Raw genomic sequence first — 22357 nt, 5'->3', positions numbered from 1 at the left:
AAATGGGGTATAGTCATGGTTCTATCGAAATCATGGGGCAGCCGCAGCGCTGATGTATTCATCTATTTCGCATTAACGCTGATTGCATTCATTTCGCTGTTTCCGCTCTGGTACACGATTGCTTTATCCTTTAGCGACAAAGCTGCGGTAAATGCGGGACGCGTATTTGCATGGCCAGTTGGCTTCAACCTGACATCGTACAAAATTATTTTGCAGGATCATAAGTTTTTTGCAGCCTTCATCATTTCCGTGAAGAGGGTTCTGCTTGGCGGTGCGATTAACTTCGTATTAACCGTCATCATGGCTTATCCGTTAGCCAGAGACAACAAGAAGTTCCCCGGCAGAACGATTTATATTTGGTACCTGGTGTTCTGCATGCTGTTCTCCGGCGGGCTTATTCCGCTCTATATGACAGTGACGAATCTGCATCTGCAGAACACGCTGTGGTCGCTTGTATTGCCGGGCGCCGTACCTGTTTTTAACGTCATTCTCATTATGAATTTCTTCAGAAACCTGCCGAAGGAGCTGGAAGAAGCGGCAGTCGTCGACGGCGCCGGCCCCTTGTATACGTTATTGCGCATTTTCATACCGGTTTCGATGCCGGCCTTGGCGACGGTCACGTTGTTCAGTATCGTCGGTCATTGGAATTCCTTCTTCGACGGTCTCATCTACATGAACAAGCCGAGTATGTATCCGCTCCAAACCTACATTCAACAGCTTGTCGTGCGCATCGATCCGGAGCTGATGAAGACATTGACGTCGGAACAACTAATCGAGCTGTCGAAAGCTTCGGACAAGACGCTCAATTCCGCTAAGCTGATCGTGGCGATGATACCGCTGCTAGCGATTTATCCGTTTCTGCAGAAGTATTTTGTGCACGGCATTGTGCTCGGCTCTGTGAAAGAATAGGAGAGTGAGTGGTTAGGGTGAATACGATTCGCAAGGTTCATGTTGTATTTAAGACGCATCTGGATATCGGGTTTACGGACTTGGCAAGCAATGTGGTTGAACAATATTTTCACTCCTTTATACCAGGTGCGCTCGATCTGGCGGAGGCATTCAATCGGGAACAAGGCGCGGCAAAGTTTGTATGGACAACCGGATCGTGGCTTATTCATGAGTTTCTAAAAACAGCAGAGCCTGAGCAGAAGAAACGGATGGAAGAAGGGATTGCAGCGGGCAGTATCGTGTGGCATGGGCTGCCGTTCACGACGCACACGGAATTAATGGACCCGGCTTTATTCGAGCATGGCTTGTCGATCGGGCGCAAGCTGGATGAGAAGTATGGCAAACGAACGATCGCGGCTAAGATGACCGACGTACCTGGACATACGATTGGCATGGTTCCCTATATGGCGAAGCACGGCATTCAATATTTGCACCTTGGCGTCAACTATGCTTCGACGAAGCCGAGCGTTCCGGATGTATTCATATGGCGAGCGCAGGACGGATCGGAAATCGTCGTCAATTATGCCGGCAGCTATGGCAATATGACCATGATCGACAGGTTGGATGAAGTGCTGGTGTTCGCGCATACGAATGATAATATGGGGCCGCCGAAGGCGGAGGATATTCGAAATACGTTCGCACAGCTTGCCGAACAATTCCCGGGAGCGATCGTAGAAGCCTCGACAATGGATGCGTTCGCCGAGAAATTGTTGGCAATGAAAGATCAATTTCCCGTCGTTACCGAGGAGATTGGCGATTCATGGATTCACGGAACGGCCTCGGATCCGCTCAAAATCGCCCACTATCGGGAGCTTCTAAGGATGCGCAGCAAGTGGGTGGCCGAAGGTCGATTGGATGCAAACAGCCAGCGATATGCCGACTTCTGCGAACAGCTCATGCTCATTCCCGAGCATACATGGGGCATGGACGAGAAGACGCACTTGACCGACTTCAAGCATTATTCGGTCGCTGACTTTCATGCGGCAAGGAAAGCAGATCTCGTCTCGAAGGATGCGATTCCTCCTCGTTATAGCTATTTCGGTATTTATGGCGGAGACCATTCAGAAAGATTCGAATCGGATTCCGGGAAGAGCTTCAGCCTGCTGGAGAGCTCATGGGAGGAACAACGGAATTACATCCAGAAGGCGATATCCGTGTTATCTTCAGACCTGCGGGACGAAGCACGCCAAGCGCTGTCGAAGTTAACTCCTGATGAATCTTATCTTGCGAATGGGCGTGAAATCTCCCTGGGACAGGGGCAGCAGCAGCGTCTAGGCTGCTTCAACGTTGAATTTGGAAGTGACGGATCAATCCCTAGTCTTGTTGACGAGCGGGGCAAAGTTTGGGCTGACGATCAACATCGGTTAGGTGTATTCGAATACGAAACGTTCGGCATGGATCGCTATCAAGAATGGTACAGAGATTATGTCGTGAATTGGGCAGAAACGTATTTCTGGTCAGAGCCGGACTTCGGCAAGCCAGGCATGGAGTTTGCGGAGCCTAGACCGGAGCATAAGCGGCTAACGCCACGGGTAAGCAGGGCAATTATTCGAGAAGACGAGCAGTTTGACGAAGTTAGCTTGCAGCTTCATATGAGCGAAGAAGCTTCGCGGACGCACGGTGCTCCGCAGAAGCTTCATATCCTGTATCGGTTCTTCAAACAGGAGAAGCAAATCGAAGTCGAAATGAGTTGGTTCAATAAGCAGGCTTATCGACTGCCGGAGGCAAGCTGGTTTTCGTTTGCTTTAAAGGTAGACAATCCGAACCTTTGGAAAATGGATAAGCTCGGAGAGCATGTATCGCCCCTGGAGGTTGTGAAGAACGGTAACCGCAGTCTCCATGCCGTTCAATCAGGCGTGCATTACCGCGGAAGCGATGGGATTGTTCATCTGGAGACGTTGGATGCTCCGGTGCTTTCTCCTGGGGAGAAGCGGATGCTGCAATTTAATCAAGCCTTCGCGCCTCTTGATGGCGGGATGCATTTCAACCTGCACAATAATGTTTGGGGAACGAACTTCCGGATGTGGTACGAAGAGAACGCCAAATTCAGATTCGTCATTCGGTTGAAATAAGGAATAGGCGGTGAGTGGAGTGGATGAGTCTGTTATCGATTTCTATGATGACCTGGCTAAGGATTACCATCATATCTTCGTGGATTGGCATCATGCCGTTTCTTGGCAGGGCGAGATTCTGAGCAAATTCATTCATTCCAAGCTCGCGAGCGCTCATGGAGAAGGCATCTCGCTCTTAGACTGTTCCTGTGGCATTGGCACGCAAGCAATAGGGCTCGCTGAACGCGGATTTATCGTTACGGGAACTGATTTAAGTCCAGTATCGATAGAAAGAGCGGCGAAAGAGGCAGAATCTCTCGGAGTTGAAATCAACTTTGGGGTAGCTGATTTTCGTATACTAGCGCAGGAGGTTTCCGGCGTTTATGATGTCGTTCTTACCGCAGACAATGCAGTCCCGCACCTTCTGACAGATGAAGATTTGGTTGCGGCCGCAAGCAGCATGTATGAGAAAGTCAAGGATGGCGGCCTTCTTCTCCTTACGATAAGGGATTATGACGAGTTGCTGAAGGAAAAGCCCAGAGCTACGGAGCCGCGCGTATTTGATCAAGGCAAACGAATCGTATTTCAGGTTTGGGACTGGGCTGATGACGCGAGAACCTATCAGACCAACCATTTCATCGTACAAGAAATGAATGGGCAGTGGGTAACCAAGCATAACAGAACGAGATACCGGGCTTTATTAAGAGAGGAGCTTCAACAGATATTGCGTTCGGTCGGGTTCGTGGATATCGAATGGACGATGCCGGCAGAATCAGGTTATTACCAGCCCATTGTGACTGCTTGGAAGAACGTGTAGTTTCAGTTTACGGCCCGCGAGAAATCGCGGGCTTTTATTTTTCCGTACTGATGTAGGAACTTGAATACAAGATAAGCACTAAAGGACCTAGCGGCGTGCCTGCCCGGTCCTTTGTCGTCAAATCTCTTGTTTTTCGTTCGTTGCCAATTTGAATCTAGGAATAGCACGATCAGGCGCCCGAAATACGCGGCATCGGCATCGGTTCTTTGCCTAGCTCGGCCCAGATGTATTTGAGCAGCAGTTCGGATTTGAGCGCCGCATGGCCGGGATCGTCCCATAAATTGTTCAACTCGTTCGGATCTTCATGCAAATCGAATACTTCGCCGTACGTCTGGTTGTAATATACGGTAATTTTGTACCTGTGATCGACGTATGTTTTCTGGTGAATCGTCGTAGGTTCGTGGCGGAATTCGCAAATCGCATGGTCTCTTACTGACGAATCGATGCCTCTCCAGACTTGACTTTGATTCACGCCCGTCATTGCGTGCGGCACGGGGATACCGCAGAGCGACAAGAATGTCGGCGCAAGATCGACGAGCGATTGAATCGCGTCCGACGTGGCTCCGGCAGGGACGTGCCCGGGGTAGCGCACGATGAACGGCAGTCGAATCAAGTCCTCGTAATGGAAGCCGCCTTTCGCTTGCAGGCCATGCTGGCCGAAGAAATGGCCGTGGTCCGTCGTGAACACGACGATCGTATTCTCCGCGATGCCGAGCTCGTCCAGCTTATCGAGTATGCGGCCGATATATTTATCCATCAACGAAATCATGCCGTAGTAGATGGCGACGAGCTTCTTCTTGTCATATTCGGTAAGCTTCTTTCGCTCCCCGTACTCGTAATAAAGGTGCGAGCGGTAGCCGTGGATGCCTTGCCCGGTTTCTTTCCAGGCGGAATAGTCCGGGTGATCCTCTTGCGTTTTTCCAAAATGAGGGGGGTTATTGTCGTGTTCGCCCGGCACGATGGACGGAATCGTGAGCGCATCCGGATCGTACATCGTATCCCATGGCTCCGGCGCCAAATATTCGGGATGCGGATCGAAGAAGCTCGACCAGAGGAAAAATGGCTGTTCGGCGTCGATATACTTCTCCATAAGCGCGTTCGTGCGCTCTGCGATCCATGTATTGTAGTGGTACTCCTCAGGAATCGACCATTTGTACGTAATGGCAGGATCCATTGTGCCCGTTGGCGCAAGGAAGTAATCTCTCCAGTTCACGCAGCCCTTCTCCTCCATCCATAAGGCGTAGTGCTGGCCTACATGGGCTTCGTTCGTATGGTTGCGGGCAAGCTCGACATGGTCGAAGCCATAGAACGGACTGTCGAAGTGTTTCCATTTCTCTAAGTCCTGCAAGACCGGGTAGGCTTCCAAGGACGGGTATAACTCGGTTGAGCACAGCGGCTGAAAGTGCGCTTTGCCAACCAAAGCGGTTTGGTAACCGGCCGCGCTAAAATCTTCTCCTACGCAATGGCGGTTTTCCAGAAGCTTCGTTCCTAGCGTCCAAGCGCCGTGCTGGCTTGGATATTGCCCGGTGATAATCGATGCGCGGCTCGGTGTGCAAGTGGGATTCGGGCAATAGGCTCTCGTAAATGTTGTGCCCGAGCGAACAAGCCGATCCAGGTGCGGTGTATGTATCTCGCCGTTGAAAGCGCCTAGCGTATTCCAATGCTGCTGATCACTTGTTATTAACAATATGTTTGGTTTTTTCATTGTGAAATCCCCTCCATGAAGTATATTGTAATATAGGGTAAGTAATAGCGTAATAGCATGATGTTTGTATGATTTAACATATTGTTAGGTTAGGAGGGGGCAGATGGAAATAATCGCTGGGGGCGGATGCGAAAACGCCGAATTTCTGTATTACACACCGAACGATCTGGATAAGGAAAATGCCATTTGGCCTGTAAGGGGAGGCGTAACCGAGACGAGGCGAGGATACTCCGCCGGACCGAAGAGCATCGAGAGCTACAGCTTGCACGCCGTGCGGGAGGGATCGATCCTCCTGGAGTACGATGACGGAAAGAGCGCGACGTTGAAGGCAGGTGATGTCTTTTGCCTATTTCCAATGCGGACATATACATACCGCGCGATCGAAGGTGAGCCGCTGCCGCAAATGAGCTGGATCGTCATAGACGGTCCAGGCGCGGAACGGCTGCTCGCGCTGGCCGGGTTAAGCTGTGCGAGGCCATTCTCGTCTCAGAAATGGAAGCCGGAGGCAGAGCGTGCGATTAATGGCTTATTAGGATTGATGCGCGGCGGCGAGACCGATGCTGTTGTCCTGACGCTCGAGATGCAGAGCCTTCTATACCGACTCTTCGCGGCTGTATGCGGGTCGGTTCCGAATGCGCGGCCGCAGGAGACCTCGGATTGGGTCAAACGGAGCATGGCTTATATTCAATACCATGCTTTCGAGGGAATCACCGTCCAGCAAGCGGCGAAAGCAGCGGGAATGAACCGCACGTATTATTCCGTTGCTTTTGCCGAGAAGACCGGAAAGTCGCCTAGTGATTACATTACGCAGGTACGGCTGGACAAGGCCAAGCGGCTACTAGCAGAGACGGACGCGTCGATAACGGAAGTCGCCTATACGACTGGATATTCTTCCTTGTATGCGTTCACCCGCACGTTCAAAAACCGCTTTTCCATAACGCCGACGGCATACCGGGATTCAAGCGACCAGCAAAGGAGATTGTATGAGTAAACGAGAACGAGTAGAAACCGTTGTTTTATATGGTGTGTTCATCTGTTACCTAGTTGTGTTGATCAAAATATTATTTTTATCGAGAATTTCGATTACGGAGCTGTTTAATAGTCATAGGAATGTAGTTAGAACAGTCAATCTCATTCCTTTTAAGACCATAAGCGACTTCATAGCTGGCGGCTCGGACAATTTAAAGCGATTCGCTTTCGGCAACGTGGCTGGCAATATACTCATTTTTATTCCAGTTGGCGTATATTTGCCGTTATTAAGAGTTAATAAAAGAGTAAGAGGCAATCTGCTTATTCTATTTATTGCGAGCATATTGGTTGAGGTTATTCAAGGCGGATTAGGCATCGGAACAGCGGATATCGATGATATTATTCTCAATGGTTTAGGCGGATGGATTGGTATCTTAGTGTATAAGTCTCTACGATTCCTGTTACGAGACGAGAAGAATGTACGTACTGCAGTCGCCTTACTATCTGTTATTATTGGATTACCAGTGATCTACTATTATTTGTTTATGATCAAAATGAGATTTTGAATCTCTAACATATAAAGGAGTCCGCTATTTTGAAACGTTTTATGTTTACCGTAGGGACACTCGTCCTATTGTGCGCGGCAGCCGTTTACTTGATGAGAGATGTGAACTCGGCAAGCGACGAGAACAAGCCAGAGGACAGCGTACAACAAAGTGGCGAGCTGCAGACGAGCAAGCCTCCTATGAGCGCGCCACCTGTGAGCAAGCCAGAACCAGCGACAGACGTCCCGCCTGCGAGCAAGTCAGAACCAGCTACGGACGCTCCACCTGCGAGCAAACCAGAGCCAGCGACAGACGTTCCACCAGCAAGCAAGCCGCCAACAGAAACTCTTCCATCGAGAGACATTTTGCTTGTGAATGCTGAGCATCCTCTGCCGAAGGATTTTCGCCTCGAACATCTGGTGAAGCTGTACGACCAGAAGAACAGGCATTTCCAATTGGCGAAGGCAGACATTAAGATTAGCCAAACGGTCTTCGAGGCCATGGACAAAATGTTTGCAGCGGCACGCAAAGACGGTGTCAAAGGCTTCATCATTACGAGCGGTTACCGTTCGGACAAGGAACAGAAAGAGATCTTCTCCACGACCACAGACGGAACAGCGGCAAAACCCGGCGAGAGCGAGCATGAAGCCGGGATTGCCTTTGACGTGGCAGCGATGGGGAATGAGAGCTTTGAATTGACGCCACAGTTCAAGTGGCTCTCGAAGCATTGCGCGGAGTACGGGTTCATCATCCGCTATCCGAAGGGCATGGAGAAAGTGACGGGTTATCCGTTTGAACCGTGGCATTACCGCTATGTAGGGAAGGCAGATGCGGTAATCATTATGAGCAAGGGAATAACGCTGGAGCAGTATTTGGAGGAGCAATGAGCAATGAGCAATAGAAAGATGGAGGACTATCCCGAGAGATAGTCCTCTTCTTTGCATTTTAGCTAATCTGAAACTTCGGCGCAGCACGATTGAAATCGGGATTCTCCCCGCAAACCATCAGCCCCATGCCCCAGTCAAAATGAACGTTTTCCGTCGGGATATCGCTTGCGTCCCTGTATTGGAACAAGACGTTACGCCGCGTGCGCTCGCTCCGGTTATTCTCCGAACCATGGATCGTCATATAGTTGAAGAACAACACGTCGCCTGCTTCGGCCGGACAAGCGGTGCCATCCGTAATCGGATATTCCTTATGGTTGAGATAATGAGTCCCGACATGAGGCAGGTCGCCGCCAAGATGAGAGCCCGGAATGACGCGCAAGCAGCCGTTCTGCTCATCCGCATAATCCAGGTGGACGCTTGCCGCGAGCATGGTGTCGTTCAAGTGCGGGAAGTAGGGCTTATCTTGGTGCATCGGGAAGGCAGCCCCGACTGCAGGCGGCTTCACGAGCATTTTGGAATGATGGAGCTGTACGTTTGGACCGATAATCTGGGAGAGCACGGCAACCATGTTCGGATGGGTGGCAGCTTGGGTGAAAGCCGCATCATGATAATGCACGTCGTGGAATCCCTTCAGTACGAGCTTCTTAAGCTCTTCAGGAGGCATGAAGTCCCCTTGCCAGGCCGCATTCGTATCTGCTTTCGCTGCCGCGGCGCGTTTAATGATCTTCTCGACCCCATCTCGCATCCGTTCGACTTCCTCTGAATTGAAGACGCCTTTGACTAATAGATACCCCTGACTTTTGTAAAATTCTACATCTCTCTCCGTAATCATAGCTCTTTCCTCCGTTGTATGAGTTGGATAAATCCGCTTTTATACTAGTAATCATAATGAATTTACCGCTCAAGTGTATTTAGAGATGAAGGACTAGTTTTTGTACAATGAGGACATGAGAATTATTGCAGACTATTAATTGTTTGATTTGACGGTAAGACGGAAGCAAGAAATTGGACAACCTTCCAACAAAATTTTAAACATCATCTACACGATTTCTTTTCTTGTGCTGTCGAATCATGGTGGTAAAATAAATAAGAATTTAGTGCAAACAGGCTATGCATGACCTAAACAAAACAAGCGCGAACAAAGGAGACACGCATGATCAAGTGGCTGTTTATCAACCGGAGCATCCGTACCAAAATCGTCTTGAGCAGCGTGGTCATCTCCCTTATCCCGATGCTGATTCTTTCCTTCTTGTTCTACAGGTCCAGCTCGCTCTCGCTAGAGCGTACGATGGTCAGGAGCGCGGACCAGAACGCCGAGTATTTGTCCGACGACATGGATCAGTTCTTCCGCAGTCTCTCTTCGTCTGCCTTACAGGTCTACGGCTCTAATGAGCTGGTCAATTTCATGGTGAGCGGCGCGAATTACAACAATGCGGATATATTTCAAACGAAAGACGCGCTGGGCAGCTACTATCGCCTTGTTCAGAGCAAGAACAAGGATGTGATCAAGATTATGATGTTCGGCAAGGACAATAAGCTAAGGGATTCATGGTCGAGAGCGGCGAGCTACGATTCGATTCATCTCGATGATGCGGTTCCCCACGCGAATCAATTGCTAGATTTGCCGTTTCAGCACGCTTTGATGTTCACCTATATGGATAAGGGGCAGGGGGAGCGGTTCTTCGTCTATGCGCTCACCATTTATGACCCGTTCTATCGGCATAAATACGGCACGTTGGTTTTCTATATTCGAATGAGAGACTTCGTGAAGCAGATCGAAACCTACAATCGCGCTCCGAACAATATCGTCCTGCAGAACGATAAAGGCGAAATCTTCTATCAAACGAACGATACGTTCAGCGAAGCGGTTAAGCCCTATATACGCTCGGATGATCCCGCGACTTACGGCAAGCATGAGCTTCAATTCATGGAGGACCATCAAGCATTAGTCAGCACCTCGGTGCTTGATAATGCCAACGTCGGGTTAACGATTCTATACTCGAGCAGCGAGCTCGTGCAGAACCGCAAATATACGCTCCGGCTGACGGTTGGCGCGTTTGCTCTCGTGATGCTTGTAATCGCGTTATTCTCGTTTATGGCGCAGCAGTTTATTACGCGGCCTGTTCAGCAGTTAAGCAAGGCGATGCGGACGGTCCGCAAAGGCGATTTCCATGTGACGCTGAAGCCGAGCCCGTGGCGCGACGATCTGTCCGAGCTGACGAGAAACTTCAACTACATGACCAACAAGATTCAGGAGCTGATCGAACAGGAATATCAGCTGCTCATTCGTAACAAGGAGGCGCAAATCATAGCGCTGCAAATGCAGATTAACCCGCACTTTCTGTACAATACGCTTCAAACCATCGGAGGCAAAGCCGTACTGATCGGGGAGTATGAAATCCATGAAATGTGCAGGGCGCTGGGCGACATGTTCCGCTACAGCTTCTACGAAGGGAATAGCGAATCTACGATCGGGCTGGAAATGGTGCATCTGAAGAATTATCTGTACATCCAACAGCTTCGGTTCGAAGAATCGCTCGTAACGGAGTTCCAGGTGGAGCATTCGCTGCTCGATTGCAGCGTCATCCGGTTCGTGCTGCAGCCGATTGTGGAGAATGCGATTGTTCACGTGCTGGGCAAATCCCAGGACAGTCAGCTTCGTCTGCAGATCACAGCGGCGCAGCAGTCGGATCAGATCATCATTACCGTACGGGATAACGGTCCTGGTATAGAGGCTGAACAACTGGCTAGGCTGAGAGCCGTTCTGGAGCAGAAGAACACCGAAGTGTTCAGCGGCATATCGATCGGCCTTAAGAACGTGAATGAGAGAATTCGCATGTATTACGGGTCCGCCTACGGACTGCGGATTGAAAGCAAACAGGGCGAAGGTACTGAAGTGATCGTAACAATCCCGTACAAGAATCGAGGTATGCAGCATGTATAGGGTTATGGTAGTGGACGATGAGCAATGGAGCCGTAAATCAATCAGCAAAATGATCAGCGAGCTTGCTCTGGACGTGGAAGTTATTGCGGAAGCAAGGAATGGCGAAGAGGCGCTTGCGCTTATCCCCATCCGGCGGCCGCATATCATTGTGACCGACATGAATATGCCGGTGTTGGACGGCGGGAAATTCTTGGAAGCGCTTCATGAGCGGTTCGGGGAAATCAAGGTCATCGTCATCAGCGGCTATTCGCAATTTGAATACATGAAGGCTGCCGTCACCTATCAAGCCTGCGAGTATGTGATGAAGCCGGTAGCGGTTAAGGAGCTCGAACAAGCACTGAACAAGGCGATCCAAGCCTGCAAGACCTATACGAGTCTTCAGCAGCAGAAGAGGTTTAATCAGGAGGCCCTTCATCTCAAGCGGGAGACGTTTCTGCAAACCGTGACAAGCCAGCGGATTACGAATACGGCGGATATACAGCGAGAGGCTGGAGAGCTCGGCATTACCGCCCATGGTGATTATCGGGTTGCGGTATGCATGTTCCGGCAATTTAGCGAGGTGACTCGGACGAAGTTTCACGGTAACGCCGATCTATTCTTGTTCAGTCTGGAAAATATTTTATACGAAGTGATGCGGGAGGATAAGCTGCAGGTCTATAAATCGGATGACCGCACTCGGATTTGTCTGCTCTTCCCGGTGGCCTCCTATGACGAGGCCCGAGTGCAGCAGCTATTGCATGACTATCATGAAGCCGTCAGCAGAATGCTGCTCGTCGGTGTTGTAGCTGGGCTTAGCCGCGCATACGCAAGGCTCGAAGAGCTCCCTGCCGCGTATCAATCGGCGAATGATGCGCTCCGTAATAATCGACTGCTAAGGGAGTCCTTCGCATTCTCGTCGGCAGAGCATCCGGAAGCGGCATCGCCAGTGGAGCTGCTGAGCACCTTCGGTCTGAAATCGCTCAGGCAAGCGATCGGCGCCAATAATGCGAAAGACTTCAAGCGGCTGCTGAATGAATATTACGAGAAAGCCCGCAAGCAGCCGGATGCCTCGATTCGCCAGATCGGGCGTGATCTGAGACAGATTATCGAGCTCTTGCTCTCTGAGATGAAGGGTATTGAGGCGGCGCAGTCCGCTCTCTTCGACGCGGACGAAGTGTCCCGAATATTGGACGTGAAGGAGCTGCAGACGTTCCTTAGCCTGCTTACGCAAGCGATTGAAGCTTATTGCGCGACCGCCTCGGAGGCGGACAATGTTCGCTCGGTTCGCAAAATTACGATGTTCCTGGACGAGCATTATTTTGAAGATTTCAGTCTCATTGATGTTGCGACACGGTTCCATATGGATGCCGCCTATTTAAGCAAACTGTTCAAGAGCATAACGAACGAGAACTTCACCGAATACGTCACCCGCAAACGGATGGAGAAAGCTTGCGAGCTGCTGAAATCGTCCGAGAACAAAATCAACGAAATATCCGAGCTCGTCGGCTATGAGAATCAGCGCTATTTCAGCCAAGTATTCAAGCGGTTTACCGGGCAGACGCCTTCCGAATACCGGGATGGAGCAACGGTTGGAACAGCCGAGAGAACAAAATATTGAACATCGCAAACACAAAAACCTTTATTACGACAAAACCGGCTGGCCGATAAGATAGATTTAAGGACGAAACAATCGTCTCGGACAATACAGGAAAAGGGGCCAATAGAAAATGAAAAAGAGCTTGATCGGTCTGAGCGCCGTTATTGCGATGCTGTCTCTGTCGGCATGCGGTAATTCGGGCAATGATGCGTCAAATGCCGCGAATTCATCTTCAAACTCATCTTCGAATACATCCGCGTCTTCGGAGAGCAATGCGAATACTTCTTCTAATACAACAACGAACAACACGACGTCGACTAATGCATCGAATGGGGACGCAGAGCCGGTAACGATTTCGTTCATGCACTTCAAGAGCGATGTAACGGACGGCATTCAGAAGATCGTCGACCAGTTCGAAGCAGAGAACCCGAACATTAAAGTCGATGTTCAACCTGTAAAATATGATGACTATTACACGATTCTCAAAACAAAATTAGCGGGCGGAGACGTCGTGGACGTGTTCACGCTGAATGCCGGCTCGCAAGCTAAGTTGTTCGTGGACGGCGGTTATGTCGAGGATCTGACCGGTCAGGAGTTCCTGAGCAGCTTCGATACGGATGTGCTGACATCGCAGGCGACGGATGGCAAGAACTACATTATGCCGCTGAACGCAGGACCGATTGCGGTGTTCTATAACAAAAATATTTTTAAAGAATTGAATCTCGAAGTACCAAGAACGTTCGACGCGATGATCGAAGATGCGAAGAAGATCAAAGAAGCGGGAAAAACACCGTTCGCGCTCGGCTGGAAAGACGCTTGGACGCTTGGCATGTGGATCGGCCGCGATCTGCCGAGCAACACGGCGCTTGTAGCGAATCAACCGGACTTCTTCGATAAGCTCGAGACAGGCGGTTCCAAATTTGCTGATAATCCAGCGGTCAAAACAACGCTCGATCACGCGCAGCAAATCTTCGATCTCGGCAACAAGGACCAGCTTGGCCTCGGCTACAACGATATCGTCGACCTGTTCGCCAAAGGCGATGTCGGCATGATGTACATGGGCACTTGGCCGCTGGCAGATATTCAGAAGAAGAATCCGGACCTCTACAATACCGGCATCGGCTACTTCCCGTATCCGTTCAGCAATGACGAGACCTTGAACAAACTGGAGTTCAACCCGGATGCTTCGCTCGCGGTCGGCAGCAAGTCCCAGCACAAAGAAGCGGCGATGAAATTCCTTGCGTTTATGGCGAGCAAGGAAGGCGGAGACGCTTGGGTTAAGAATACGAACACGCTGAGCTATGTGAAAGGCGCAACGACAGACATCGCGCCGGCGCTGAACGATCTGAAGCCTTACTTCGATAACGGACAGCTGTACAACTCGCAGGCGTATATGTCGAAAACGACGATCGACTGGACGACGCAGCTCATTCAAAGTCTGCAGAAAATGTTCTTCAAGAAAGATACGCCGGACCAAGTCGTTACCGCATTGGATGACTGGGTATCCAAGAACCACAAATAATTTGATCTCAGACGGTAACGGCATAGGCGGCGCCTATGCCGTTACCTTTCGGAAAGGAATTCGTCCATGAGTAACTTGAAGCGGTCGATCCGCAGCGAGATGTGGTACGTGCTGTTTATTCTCCCAGGGTTGTGTCTGTTTGTGTTTGCGGTCGTCGTCCCCTTAGTTATTGGCGCGAAATACTCGTTCACGAATTGGGACGGCGTCGCACCTACCGCGAAATATATCGGGTGGGATAACTATACGCAGGCATTGAGCGATTCTGACCTGTGGGCGGCGCTTCGCAACACGTTTAAATACGCGATACTGGTAACGGTACTTGTGAACCTCGTGTCGCTGCTGCTAGCGGTATTGCTAGACTCGTATTTGAAATTCAGAAAGGTGTTCCGAACGGTATTCTTCATGCCTGTTGCGATCTCCACGGTGCTGGCAGCTTATATTTGGAGCTACAACTACAGCAACGGCCTGCCGAAGCTGCTGAGCTATTTCGGCGTCGATATGACGAGCCCGCTCGGCAATCCGGATCATGCCATGATGGCGCTTATCGTCATCTCGATCTGGCAAGGGGTCGGATCTCCGATGATCATCTACATCGCCGGTTTGCAGGGCATACCGGGCGAACTGACCGAGAGCGCGCGCATCGACGGCGCAGGAGCATTCGGAGCGTTCCGGCATATTACATTGCCGCTGCTTGCCCCTTCGGTCACGATCAATTTGCTGCTCGTGCTGACAGGCTCGCTCAAAGTGTTCGATCTCGTCTTCCTGACAACCGGCGGCGGTCCGGCATTCTCGACGCAGGTGATCTCGACGTTTATTTACAACGTATCCTTCAATTCCGCTAAAGCCGGGTACGGTACGGCCTTATCGATGCTGTTCTTCCTCATTCTCGTCATCGTCACCATCGTGCAGCTGGCAATCTTTAGAAGGCGGGAGGTGGACCTGTAATGAAGCTGACGCATGCAGTTGTCCTCACATTGATTACCTTATTAGCACTCATATTCGTTTTCCCCTTGTACGTCGCAGTGCTCATGGCGCTGAAATCCGCGAAGGAAACGTTCGATTCCTTCTATGCGCTGCCGTCGGGCTTGCATCTGGATAATTTCGTGCATGCCTGGAAGACGTCGAAGTATCCGTCCGCAATACGAAACAGCCTCTGGGTGAATCTCATCTCCGTCGCGCTGATCGTATTCGTGTCTGCGCTGGCGGGGTACTCGATCGCCCGTCGGAATAAACCGATGTATAAATTCATCTATGTGCTGTTTCTTTCCGGGCTAATGGTTCCGTTCCAGGTCATCATGCTTCCGCTGTATAAGATGGGCAAGATGACGCACATGATCAACACTCACTGGGGCATCGCTTTGATATACGGCGGCTTCGGCGTTCAGATGGGGGTGCTGTTCTACGCAGGCTTCATCCGTGGCATTTCGCTTGAGATCGAGGAAGCGGCGCGGATTGACGGCTGCTCGACGCCGGGTATTTTTGCACGGATCATACTTCCGCTGCTCAAGCCGGTCACAGCTACCGTCGTGGTGCTGAATGCGCTGTATATTTGGAACGACTTCCTGCTCCCGCTGCTTTATCTGCAGGACAAAGCGTTTCGTACCATTCCGCTGCAGCAGTACTACTTCTTCGGACAGTACAGCAGCGATTTGAATTTGGCATTCGCCTATGCGGTTATGGGGCTAATTCCGATTATCGCGTTCTTCCTGTTCATGCAGAGGTTCATTATTAAAGGCATCGCGGCAGGAGCGATTAAAGGTTAGATCAAGTTAGAAAAGGTTAGTGAAGGATCATCATCATCCATAATGGAGGGACGCACCAGATGAAACGAAGCTTTCAAGGATTATTCGTTTTGCTGCTCTTGTTTACGATGATTGGACCTGTAAGTGTGGTTGAAGCTAAACCGACTAAAGTAAATGTAGGACAGACGGGATCTGTTGTAACGGCCGATAATGGCTCGATATCGCTCACGTACGATTTGGCGACGGGGCGAGGCAGCTTCAAGCAAGGCGACACGACGCTGATCTCGGATTTCTATTCCGATTATGAGCTGTACGGGGCGAGCGGCCGGATTCATTCCTACGATCCCGGTACGCGTTCGGCGACGTGGGAGGCCATCGGAAATGACAAATACGGCAAGCACGGCGAGCGGATTACGATCAAGAGCGTGCTTGACTCGGGCTCGGCCATCGTGCTGCGGCTGACGATGTATGAGGATCAGCCGTATTTCCTGTCCGACATGACAGTGAGCAATGCCGCAAGCCAGACCATTGACGTGCTGGAGCCGATCGCATCGGACAATTTGGATATCGGAGCCGGCACTGACGAGAGAGTGTACACGACGCCATATACGAATAACTATGATTTCAGCGTGGCTCCGGTAAATGATTTCGGCAAGAGCCAGAATGGCTATGACCTGCCTGCTGGCGCCTCGGATCAGTGGAGTGCGTTTAACGGAACAAGTTATTGGGTTACGTCGGTATTCGATAATGCGTCGAAGAACGGTATCGTAGCCGGCGCAGCAACGGCGAAGGCTTGGAAGAGCATGCAGCACTTAGGCCAGGCGGCAACGCCGAACGGTCCGCTGACCGGCTTCTCCGTCTACAATGCCGGCGGACAACAGAGCGGTACATCCGTGTCGTCGGATGCCTTCTTCGTCGGGTATTTCAACGACTATGAGACGGGTCTCGAGACGTTCGGGCAAGCATATGCTGTAGGGGAGCCGATGCTGCAGTGGAACGGCGACGTTCCGAAGGGCTATAACACGTGGTACAACTTCTATAGCCAATACGCCACAGCAGACGCGATGTTTTCCATGACGGATTATTTTGTCGCGCATCTGAAGTCGCTTGGCTACAACTATATGAACTTGGACGCTAGCTATCAGGGCGTCAAAGGGCAGGAGCAAGTCCAGAATTTCAAGGATTATGTTTCTTATGTACATAGCAAGGGGATGAAGGCTGGCTCTTACGAAGCACCTTTTGCGATATGGAATAAGCTGACCGATCTTGTACCGACGACGAACTATACGTTCGGCGAGATCGCGCTGAAGGATGCGAACGGCAATCCAATCATGTCCTATCTGAACACGCCGATTGTGGATGCGACGCATCCGGGCGCTCAGGCGTACTTGAAGTGGCTGATGAACACCTACCATGTCGAACCGGGCTTCGACTACGTCAAGCTCGACTTCCTGGATCTCGGCATGTTCGAAGGCAGCTTCTACGACAAGAGCATGAACGGGATGCAGGCTTACCGGATCGGCATGAAGGTCATGCGCGATACGCTGCTCGGTGCGCGGCAGAAGATCTTCATCGACGAATCGATCGCGCCGCTGCTGCCTTCGGGGTACGCCCATGGCAGAAGAACCGGATGCGACACGGCCATCGGTCTCGACGATAATGCGGGCATCCATTATTCCGGCATCGAGCGTCAAGCGTTCAATGCGGCGGCATCATGGTGGACTAACGGCACGTTATACCCGTACAACGATGGGGACATGTCGATGCCTGAGAATATCGTGCAAGGGGTCTATGGCAAGAACACGCTGAATCAAGCCACATTGCTGACGACCGCGATTGTTATGGGCGGCGGGCATTTGCTGCTTGGCGACGATGTTCCGTTCCTCTCGGATGACCGGATGAAGACACTCGTCATGAACAAGGATCTGCTGGAGGTTGCTAATCTGGGCAAAGCGGCGAGACCGCTGAGCATGACGAACTTCTATTCGAAAGGCGAGCATTCGCCGGCGGTTACGTATTTGAACGATAAGAACGGGGACATCATTGTCGGCATTTCGAACTGGGATATGAACAATAGCCAGTCGATCACTGTCCCCTTTGGTGATCTGCAGCTCAGATCGGACAAAGCTTACACGCTCTCCGAGATTTACAGCCAGACGACGCTTGGGTCTTACACGGGCAGCTACTCACGGGTGCTAAGACCGGGCGAATCCATTATGGTTCGGATCTCGGCCAAAGGCTTCCGCGGCAATCCGGAAGCTCCGGTCAATTTTGCGCTCGGCGCAGGCGTTACGGCTACGGCATCCTCCTACTACGGCGCCGGTACCGAAGCCTCGAAAGTCATCGACGGTGATCTTGCGACACGCTGGAGCGCAGGCTGGCCATCGAATAACGACTTCAGCAACCAGTGGCTGGAAATCAATTTCGGTGCCAAGACGAGCGTCAATCGCGTCGTTGTCAGCGAGTATGGCTACGGCAAGCAGGAGTATGAAACATGGAGTTATGCGCTCCAGTATTGGGATGACGCCGCATCGCGGTATGTCGACCTGACCAAAGGGCTGACGCTTGGAGATCGGAGAGTGCTGGACTTCAAGACGGTCACAACCTCGAAGCTCCGTCTTCAGATGAAGACCAGCCACTGGCTGGACTCGGTTAACGAGATCGAAGCGTACAACGTACCGGGCAACACGGGCTCCGTTATCGCGCAGGATGACAGCAACGGTTCGTTCTCGAGCTATTCGGACATCAGAGGAACGACTCAGAGGATGCAGACCTTCACGCTAACGAGCGGATCTCTTCCTAAAATGGACGTCTATTACTACGAAAGCTATGTCAGCAAAGTACCGGAAGACAATCTGTATATCGACATCGTGGAGCTGGATAGCAGCCTGAAGCCGGTGAAGAAGCTGTTTACTGCGGCTGTTCCGCCTTACAATCTGATGGGCTCACCGCAGCCGTATTCGATTTACCCGCGATTGAGCGGACTCGATACGACGAAGAAGTACGGATTTATTCTGCGATCGCCGAATACGCTGGACGACGGCTCGACGAATAACAAATACGGCTTCGGCTACAGCAGCGACGTTTATTCCGGCGGGATCGCCCAGTACTCCGGTGACGGAGGGAAGACCTGGTCACCTCAGACGGATACGGACTTGATCTTCACGATCTATCAATAAAGCAGCAAATTAACAACGAAAAAGGAGTGCTCGATGTGCCGATCGGCTATTTGGAAGAATCCCGTATTTTCGCCATCCGCACGGAGCGGTCCTCCTATCTGTTTGGCATCAACGACAGCGGAACGATTCAGCACCTCTATTGGGGGTTCCCGGTGCATGCCGGGGATTGCTCCGATCTGCTGAGGAAGAAGCATCACAGCTCCTTCGATGCGGCGGTAGACCGCGAAACGGAAGAGTACGGCGGCTGGGGCGGTTACTTGTACGCGGAACCGGCGCTGAAGGCGACATTCGGCGATGGCGTGCGCGATCTGAAGCTGCGATACGAAGGCTTCTCGATAGATAAGCCGGAGGAGCTTGTTATTCGCCTTGCTGACGAGCATTACGCGCTGAAGGTGAATCTGCATTATCACGTGTTTCCGGAGTATGACTTGATCGAGCGGTATGTAACGGTAACGAACGGCGAGTCGTCTGCCGTCCGCATCGAGCAAGTGATGTCTGCCATCTGGTCGGTGCTTTCCCTGCCTGCATACCGTATGACGCATGTCACGGGACGCTGGGCTGGAGAATATCAGCTGCGGTCGGATGTGCTCTCGGAAGGCAAGAAAGTGTTGGAATCGCGAAGAGGCTTCACAGGCCCGCATGCCAATCCGTGGTTTGCGATTGACGATGGAACCGCCAGTGAAACGCACGGCAGCGTCTGGTTCGGCGCGCTCGGCTGGAGCGGCAACTGGAAGATTGCAGCCGAGAAGACGACGTTCGGGCATCTGAGAGTGACCGGTGGCATTAATGATTTCGACGGAAGCTTCTTGCTGGCACCAGGCGAAACCTTTACTTCGCCTGTATTTACAGGGGGCTACAGCACAGGCGGATTCGGAGGGATGAGCCGCAATCTTCACCGCTATCAGAAAGAAACGGTACTTCCGGGTTCCCGCGTACGCAAAGTGCTGTACAATTCCTGGGAGGCGACGGAATTCGCCGTGAACGTGCAGGACCAGAAGGCGCTTGCGCGCAAAGCGGCGGGTATCGGCGTCGAACTATTCGTCGTCGATGATGGCTGGTTCGGTGCACGCAATAGCGATCGGGCAGGGCTTGGCGACTGGCAGGTGAACCCGGAGAAGTTCCCGAACGGCTTGAACGAGTTGATCGACGAGGTGAACTCGCTCGGCATGGACTTCGGGATCTGGGTTGAGCCAGAATCGGTCAATCCCGACAGCGACTTATACCGCGCGCATCCGGAATGGGTATATCAATTCAAGGCGCGTACCGGTTCTCAGCTTCGGAATCAATTGCTGCTGAATCTTGGGCTGCCGGAAGTCAAACAGTATGTGCTCGATTTCATGACGGAGCTGCTCGGCACGTATGACATTTCCTTCATCAAGTGGGATATGAACCGAACGGTTACGGAACCTGGAATCGCCGGTGAGCAGCAGCAGAGTGAACATTCGGACTGGATTCGCCATGTGAACAACCTGTATGACATATGGCACAAACTCCGCTTACGGTTCCCGAACGTCGAGTTCGAGACCTGTGCAGGCGGCGGCGCACGAATTGACCTTGGCATTCTGCGGTATGCGGATCAAGCGTGGATCAGCGACAACACGGACGCGCTCGATCGGCTGCATATTCAGGAAGGCTTCACTTACGCATATGACCCATCCGTCATGATGTGCTGGGTTACGGAATCCCCGCATGGCATGAATGGAAGAAGGCTTCCGCTTTCCTTCCGTTTCCATAGCGCCATGATGGGCGGTCTCGGGATAGGCGCGAACATCGACCGCTGGTCAGAGGAAGAGCTGGCCGAAGCGAAGGACTACGTGGAGCAATATAAACGAATCCGCTCGATTACGATGCATGGCGATCTATATCGCTTATCGTCATTGCGGCATTCGAACGTTGCGGCATGCCAGTATGTCGCTAGAGACGGCAAGGAATCCGTCGTGTTCGCCCTTCGTCAGGCGCAGCACTTCGGCGCATGGGAGTCCCGTCTTACTTTGCAAGGATTGGATCCGGATGCCGTGTATAAGGTGGATGCCGGAGATGGACGAACGGTTACCCAGCATGGAAGCTTCCTCATGCAGGTTGGCGTTGCAGTAGGATTATCAGGTGATTTCCAGAGCCGAATGATCCGCATCGCTCGAGTGGAGAATTGAGAATGGGTCAATTCGAAAGCCAGGGGGCGGTTCACCATTCCCGGCTATAGTGGAAAAATCCACTAAAAAGTGGCCCAAAAGAACAAAAACTCAGCCTATGTTGGATAAATCCACTCATTTCAACCCAAAAGCCCGCTATTCCGCCCGCTCTGCCTAAAATAAGTGGAAATATCCAATATAGCCAATAAAAATCGTTAATTTCGGCGAAAATGAGTGGATTTTTCCACTATAGGGAACGAACGTTCTTTACAATCTTTCTTTATAATCCAAGCAGGCTGCGTATCATGCAGCCTGCTTTTTTGCGATTTCCAGCAGCGCGCAATAGCGCTAACCCTTAGGAATTTTCCGATATTCGGTTGGCGAGTGACCCATGAGCTTCTTGAATATGCGGGAGAAATAGTAGGGATCGGCGAGGCCAACGGCCGCAGCAATCTCTCTTACGTTTAAGTCCGTTAGGTCGAGCATACTCGCTGCATGCTGCATCTTCATTCGCAGGAAGTAATCGATTGGCGAGAAGCCGGTTTCTTTCTTGAAGAGGTAGATGAGGTGCTGCGTCGAAAGCCCGGTAGATCTGGCAAGCTCGGGAAGCCGAACGGTTGTCCCGACGTGCTCGTTCATATAGCGCATCGCTTTCTCTAGATACTGATCCCGTTTATGGTCCTGGTTTGCATGCATGAGCTCTTGCCCAACGCCGCTCAATACCCAGCGTATCGTCTGAGACACATAGACATGAGCATGAATGGAATAGGGCCTGTCCAAGATGATCGCGAGCGATTGGTCGATGTTCGCGACGAATTCCGAGACAATGGTGCGGGGAAGAGGGACAAGCTTGGACTCCAATCCGTATATTTGGGTCAATTCCCTGGCATGGTCTCCTTTAAGATGAAACCAGTAGATGCTCCATGGTTCATGTTCGGATGCCCAATAGCGGTGGGGTAGGTATGCAGGAATCACAATAAGGCTGCCAGGTCCGGTATCGAGAGGCTCACCGCCGTCCAACTCCACATGTCCGTGACCATCGATGCAATAGATAAAGATATGAGCGTCAGTGCCTTCCGGCCGCTCCCTGTAGTGGTATTTGGCATGCGGGAAGAAGCCGATATCGCTCACGAACAGCTGCCGGGTCAACTCGGTTCCGGCAAGCTCGCGCTGCATGTATTCGGGAAGGACGAATAGTCGCTGCTCTCGGAATCCTTCCATTTTTTTCGTGGCGTTCATAGAATCATTTCCCTTCATTATGGGTCTCGGAGGCAGTGTATGTTACTGCTATTGTATAAACTGTAGTAATGGCACGCAAGGTCAAATAAATCAGAATATAATCC

General features: G+C 51.5%; 16 protein-coding genes. 13 read left to right on the top strand and 3 right to left on the bottom strand.

What is annotated here, in order from left to right:
- Positions 1-15 precede the first annotated feature (15 nt).
- From A8990_RS10100 to A8990_RS10090, 3 genes are read left to right on the top strand one after another with little or no spacing between them, the layout of a single operon-like run.
- Entirely contained in the window at positions 16-909 is an 894-nt protein-coding gene (locus A8990_RS10100; RefSeq protein ID WP_116188900.1) for a carbohydrate ABC transporter permease, read from the top strand.
- Positions 910-926: 17 nt separating this feature from the next.
- Positions 927-3020 carry a DUF5054 domain-containing protein gene (locus A8990_RS10095; protein ID WP_116188899.1) on the top strand — a complete coding sequence of 698 codons (2094 nt, stop codon included), beginning with the start codon at positions 927-929 and terminating at the stop codon, positions 3018-3020.
- Positions 3021-3039: 19 nt separating this feature from the next.
- Positions 3040-3816 carry a class I SAM-dependent methyltransferase gene (locus A8990_RS10090; protein ID WP_116188898.1) on the top strand — a complete coding sequence of 259 codons (777 nt, stop codon included), beginning with the start codon at positions 3040-3042 and terminating at the stop codon, positions 3814-3816.
- 169 nt (positions 3817-3985) lie between these two features.
- On the opposite strand, the gene A8990_RS10085 is transcribed toward A8990_RS10090, so the two are convergent.
- Positions 3986-5521 carry a sulfatase family protein gene (locus tag A8990_RS10085; protein WP_116188897.1) on the bottom strand — a complete coding sequence of 512 codons (1536 nt, stop codon included), beginning with the start codon at positions 5519-5521 and terminating at the stop codon, positions 3986-3988.
- Between the two features lie 103 nt (positions 5522-5624).
- Between A8990_RS10085 and A8990_RS10080 the strand changes: the two genes are divergently transcribed.
- The 3 genes from A8990_RS10080 to A8990_RS10070 are packed head-to-tail and all read left to right on the top strand — an operon-like array spanning position 5625 to position 7922.
- Positions 5625-6512 carry an AraC family transcriptional regulator gene (locus A8990_RS10080; protein ID WP_116188896.1) on the top strand — a complete coding sequence of 296 codons (888 nt, stop codon included), beginning with the start codon at positions 5625-5627 and terminating at the stop codon, positions 6510-6512.
- Complete coding sequence (locus A8990_RS10075; RefSeq protein ID WP_116188895.1) at positions 6505-7056, top strand: VanZ family protein; 552 nt, start codon at positions 6505-6507, stop codon at positions 7054-7056. The genes A8990_RS10080 and A8990_RS10075 overlap by 8 nt, the downstream gene beginning before the upstream one ends.
- A 29-nt stretch (positions 7057-7085) precedes the next feature.
- Positions 7086-7922: a M15 family metallopeptidase gene (locus tag A8990_RS10070; protein ID WP_116188894.1), complete on the top strand. Its 837-nt coding sequence runs from the start codon at positions 7086-7088 to the stop codon at positions 7920-7922.
- Positions 7923-7980: 58 nt separating this feature from the next.
- Here the strand turns inward: A8990_RS10070 and A8990_RS10065 are convergent, their stop codons facing one another.
- Positions 7981-8754 (bottom strand): phytanoyl-CoA dioxygenase family protein, encoded by a 774-nt coding sequence (locus A8990_RS10065; RefSeq protein WP_116188893.1) that lies wholly within the window; start codon positions 8752-8754, stop codon positions 7981-7983.
- A gap of 321 nt (positions 8755-9075) precedes the next feature.
- Here A8990_RS10065 and A8990_RS10060 point away from each other — a divergent pair, with 321 nt between their 5' ends.
- The 7 genes from A8990_RS10060 (at position 9076) to A8990_RS10030 (ending at position 21035) form a co-directional block, all read left to right on the top strand.
- A complete protein-coding gene (locus A8990_RS10060) occupies positions 9076-10866 on the top strand; it encodes a sensor histidine kinase (protein WP_116188892.1) in 1791 nt (596 codons plus the stop codon).
- Positions 10859-12463 carry a response regulator gene (locus tag A8990_RS10055; protein WP_116188891.1) on the top strand — a complete coding sequence of 535 codons (1605 nt, stop codon included), beginning with the start codon at positions 10859-10861 and terminating at the stop codon, positions 12461-12463. The genes A8990_RS10060 and A8990_RS10055 overlap by 8 nt, the downstream gene beginning before the upstream one ends.
- Positions 12464-12572: 109 nt before the next feature.
- On the top strand, positions 12573-13964 hold the full coding sequence (locus tag A8990_RS10050) for an ABC transporter substrate-binding protein (protein ID WP_116188890.1): 1392 nt from the start codon (positions 12573-12575) through the stop codon (positions 13962-13964).
- Positions 13965-14030: 66 nt separating this feature from the next.
- On the top strand, positions 14031-14909 hold the full coding sequence (locus tag A8990_RS10045; protein WP_116188889.1) for a carbohydrate ABC transporter permease: 879 nt from the start codon (positions 14031-14033) through the stop codon (positions 14907-14909).
- Positions 14909-15727, top strand: coding sequence for a carbohydrate ABC transporter permease (locus A8990_RS10040; RefSeq protein ID WP_245995937.1), 819 nt, complete (start codon positions 14909-14911; stop codon positions 15725-15727). Before A8990_RS10045 ends, A8990_RS10040 begins: the two co-directional genes overlap by 1 nt.
- 59 nt (positions 15728-15786) lie before the next feature.
- The gene (locus A8990_RS10035; RefSeq protein WP_116188888.1) at positions 15787-18885 is read left to right on the top strand and encodes a discoidin domain-containing protein; all 3099 of its coding nucleotides are present in this window, start codon (positions 15787-15789) and stop codon (positions 18883-18885) included.
- Between the two features lie 35 nt (positions 18886-18920).
- Positions 18921-21035, top strand: a complete 2115-nt coding sequence (locus A8990_RS10030) for an alpha-galactosidase (protein WP_116188887.1) — start codon at positions 18921-18923, stop codon at positions 21033-21035.
- A 327-nt stretch (positions 21036-21362) separates the two neighbouring features.
- On the opposite strand, the gene A8990_RS10025 is transcribed toward A8990_RS10030, so the two are convergent.
- Positions 21363-22253, bottom strand: a complete 891-nt coding sequence (locus A8990_RS10025; RefSeq protein ID WP_116188886.1) for an AraC family transcriptional regulator — start codon at positions 22251-22253, stop codon at positions 21363-21365.
- Between the last annotated feature and the right edge of the window lie 104 nt (positions 22254-22357).

The organism is Paenibacillus taihuensis (assembly GCF_003386535.1).
Classification (GTDB): domain Bacteria; phylum Bacillota; class Bacilli; order Paenibacillales; family Paenibacillaceae; genus Paenibacillus_Z; species Paenibacillus_Z taihuensis.
This window is presented reverse-complemented; position numbering and strand designations above follow the sequence as displayed.

What these genes read in the sequence shown, in the direction of transcription:
- A8990_RS10100 (WP_116188900.1), top strand. Translation starts at nt 16, where the DNA reads ATGGTTCTATCGAAATCATGGGGCAGCCGCAGCGCTGATGTATTCATC.
- A8990_RS10085 (WP_116188897.1), bottom strand. Translation starts at nt 5,521, where the DNA reads ATGAAAAAACCAAACATATTGTTAATAACAAGTGATCAGCAGCATTGG.
- A8990_RS10080 (WP_116188896.1), top strand. Translation starts at nt 5,625, where the DNA reads ATGGAAATAATCGCTGGGGGCGGATGCGAAAACGCCGAATTTCTGTAT.
- A8990_RS10075 (WP_116188895.1), top strand. Translation starts at nt 6,505, where the DNA reads ATGAGTAAACGAGAACGAGTAGAAACCGTTGTTTTATATGGTGTGTTC.
- A8990_RS10065 (WP_116188893.1), bottom strand. Translation starts at nt 8,754, where the DNA reads ATGATTACGGAGAGAGATGTAGAATTTTACAAAAGTCAGGGGTATCTA.
- A8990_RS10060 (WP_116188892.1), top strand. Translation starts at nt 9,076, where the DNA reads ATGATCAAGTGGCTGTTTATCAACCGGAGCATCCGTACCAAAATCGTC.
- A8990_RS10055 (WP_116188891.1), top strand. Translation starts at nt 10,859, where the DNA reads ATGTATAGGGTTATGGTAGTGGACGATGAGCAATGGAGCCGTAAATCA.
- A8990_RS10050 (WP_116188890.1), top strand. Translation starts at nt 12,573, where the DNA reads ATGAAAAAGAGCTTGATCGGTCTGAGCGCCGTTATTGCGATGCTGTCT.
- A8990_RS10045 (WP_116188889.1), top strand. Translation starts at nt 14,031, where the DNA reads ATGAGTAACTTGAAGCGGTCGATCCGCAGCGAGATGTGGTACGTGCTG.
- A8990_RS10040 (WP_245995937.1), top strand. Translation starts at nt 14,909, where the DNA reads ATGAAGCTGACGCATGCAGTTGTCCTCACATTGATTACCTTATTAGCA.
- A8990_RS10035 (WP_116188888.1), top strand. Translation starts at nt 15,787, where the DNA reads ATGAAACGAAGCTTTCAAGGATTATTCGTTTTGCTGCTCTTGTTTACG.
- A8990_RS10025 (WP_116188886.1), bottom strand. Translation starts at nt 22,253, where the DNA reads ATGAACGCCACGAAAAAAATGGAAGGATTCCGAGAGCAGCGACTATTC.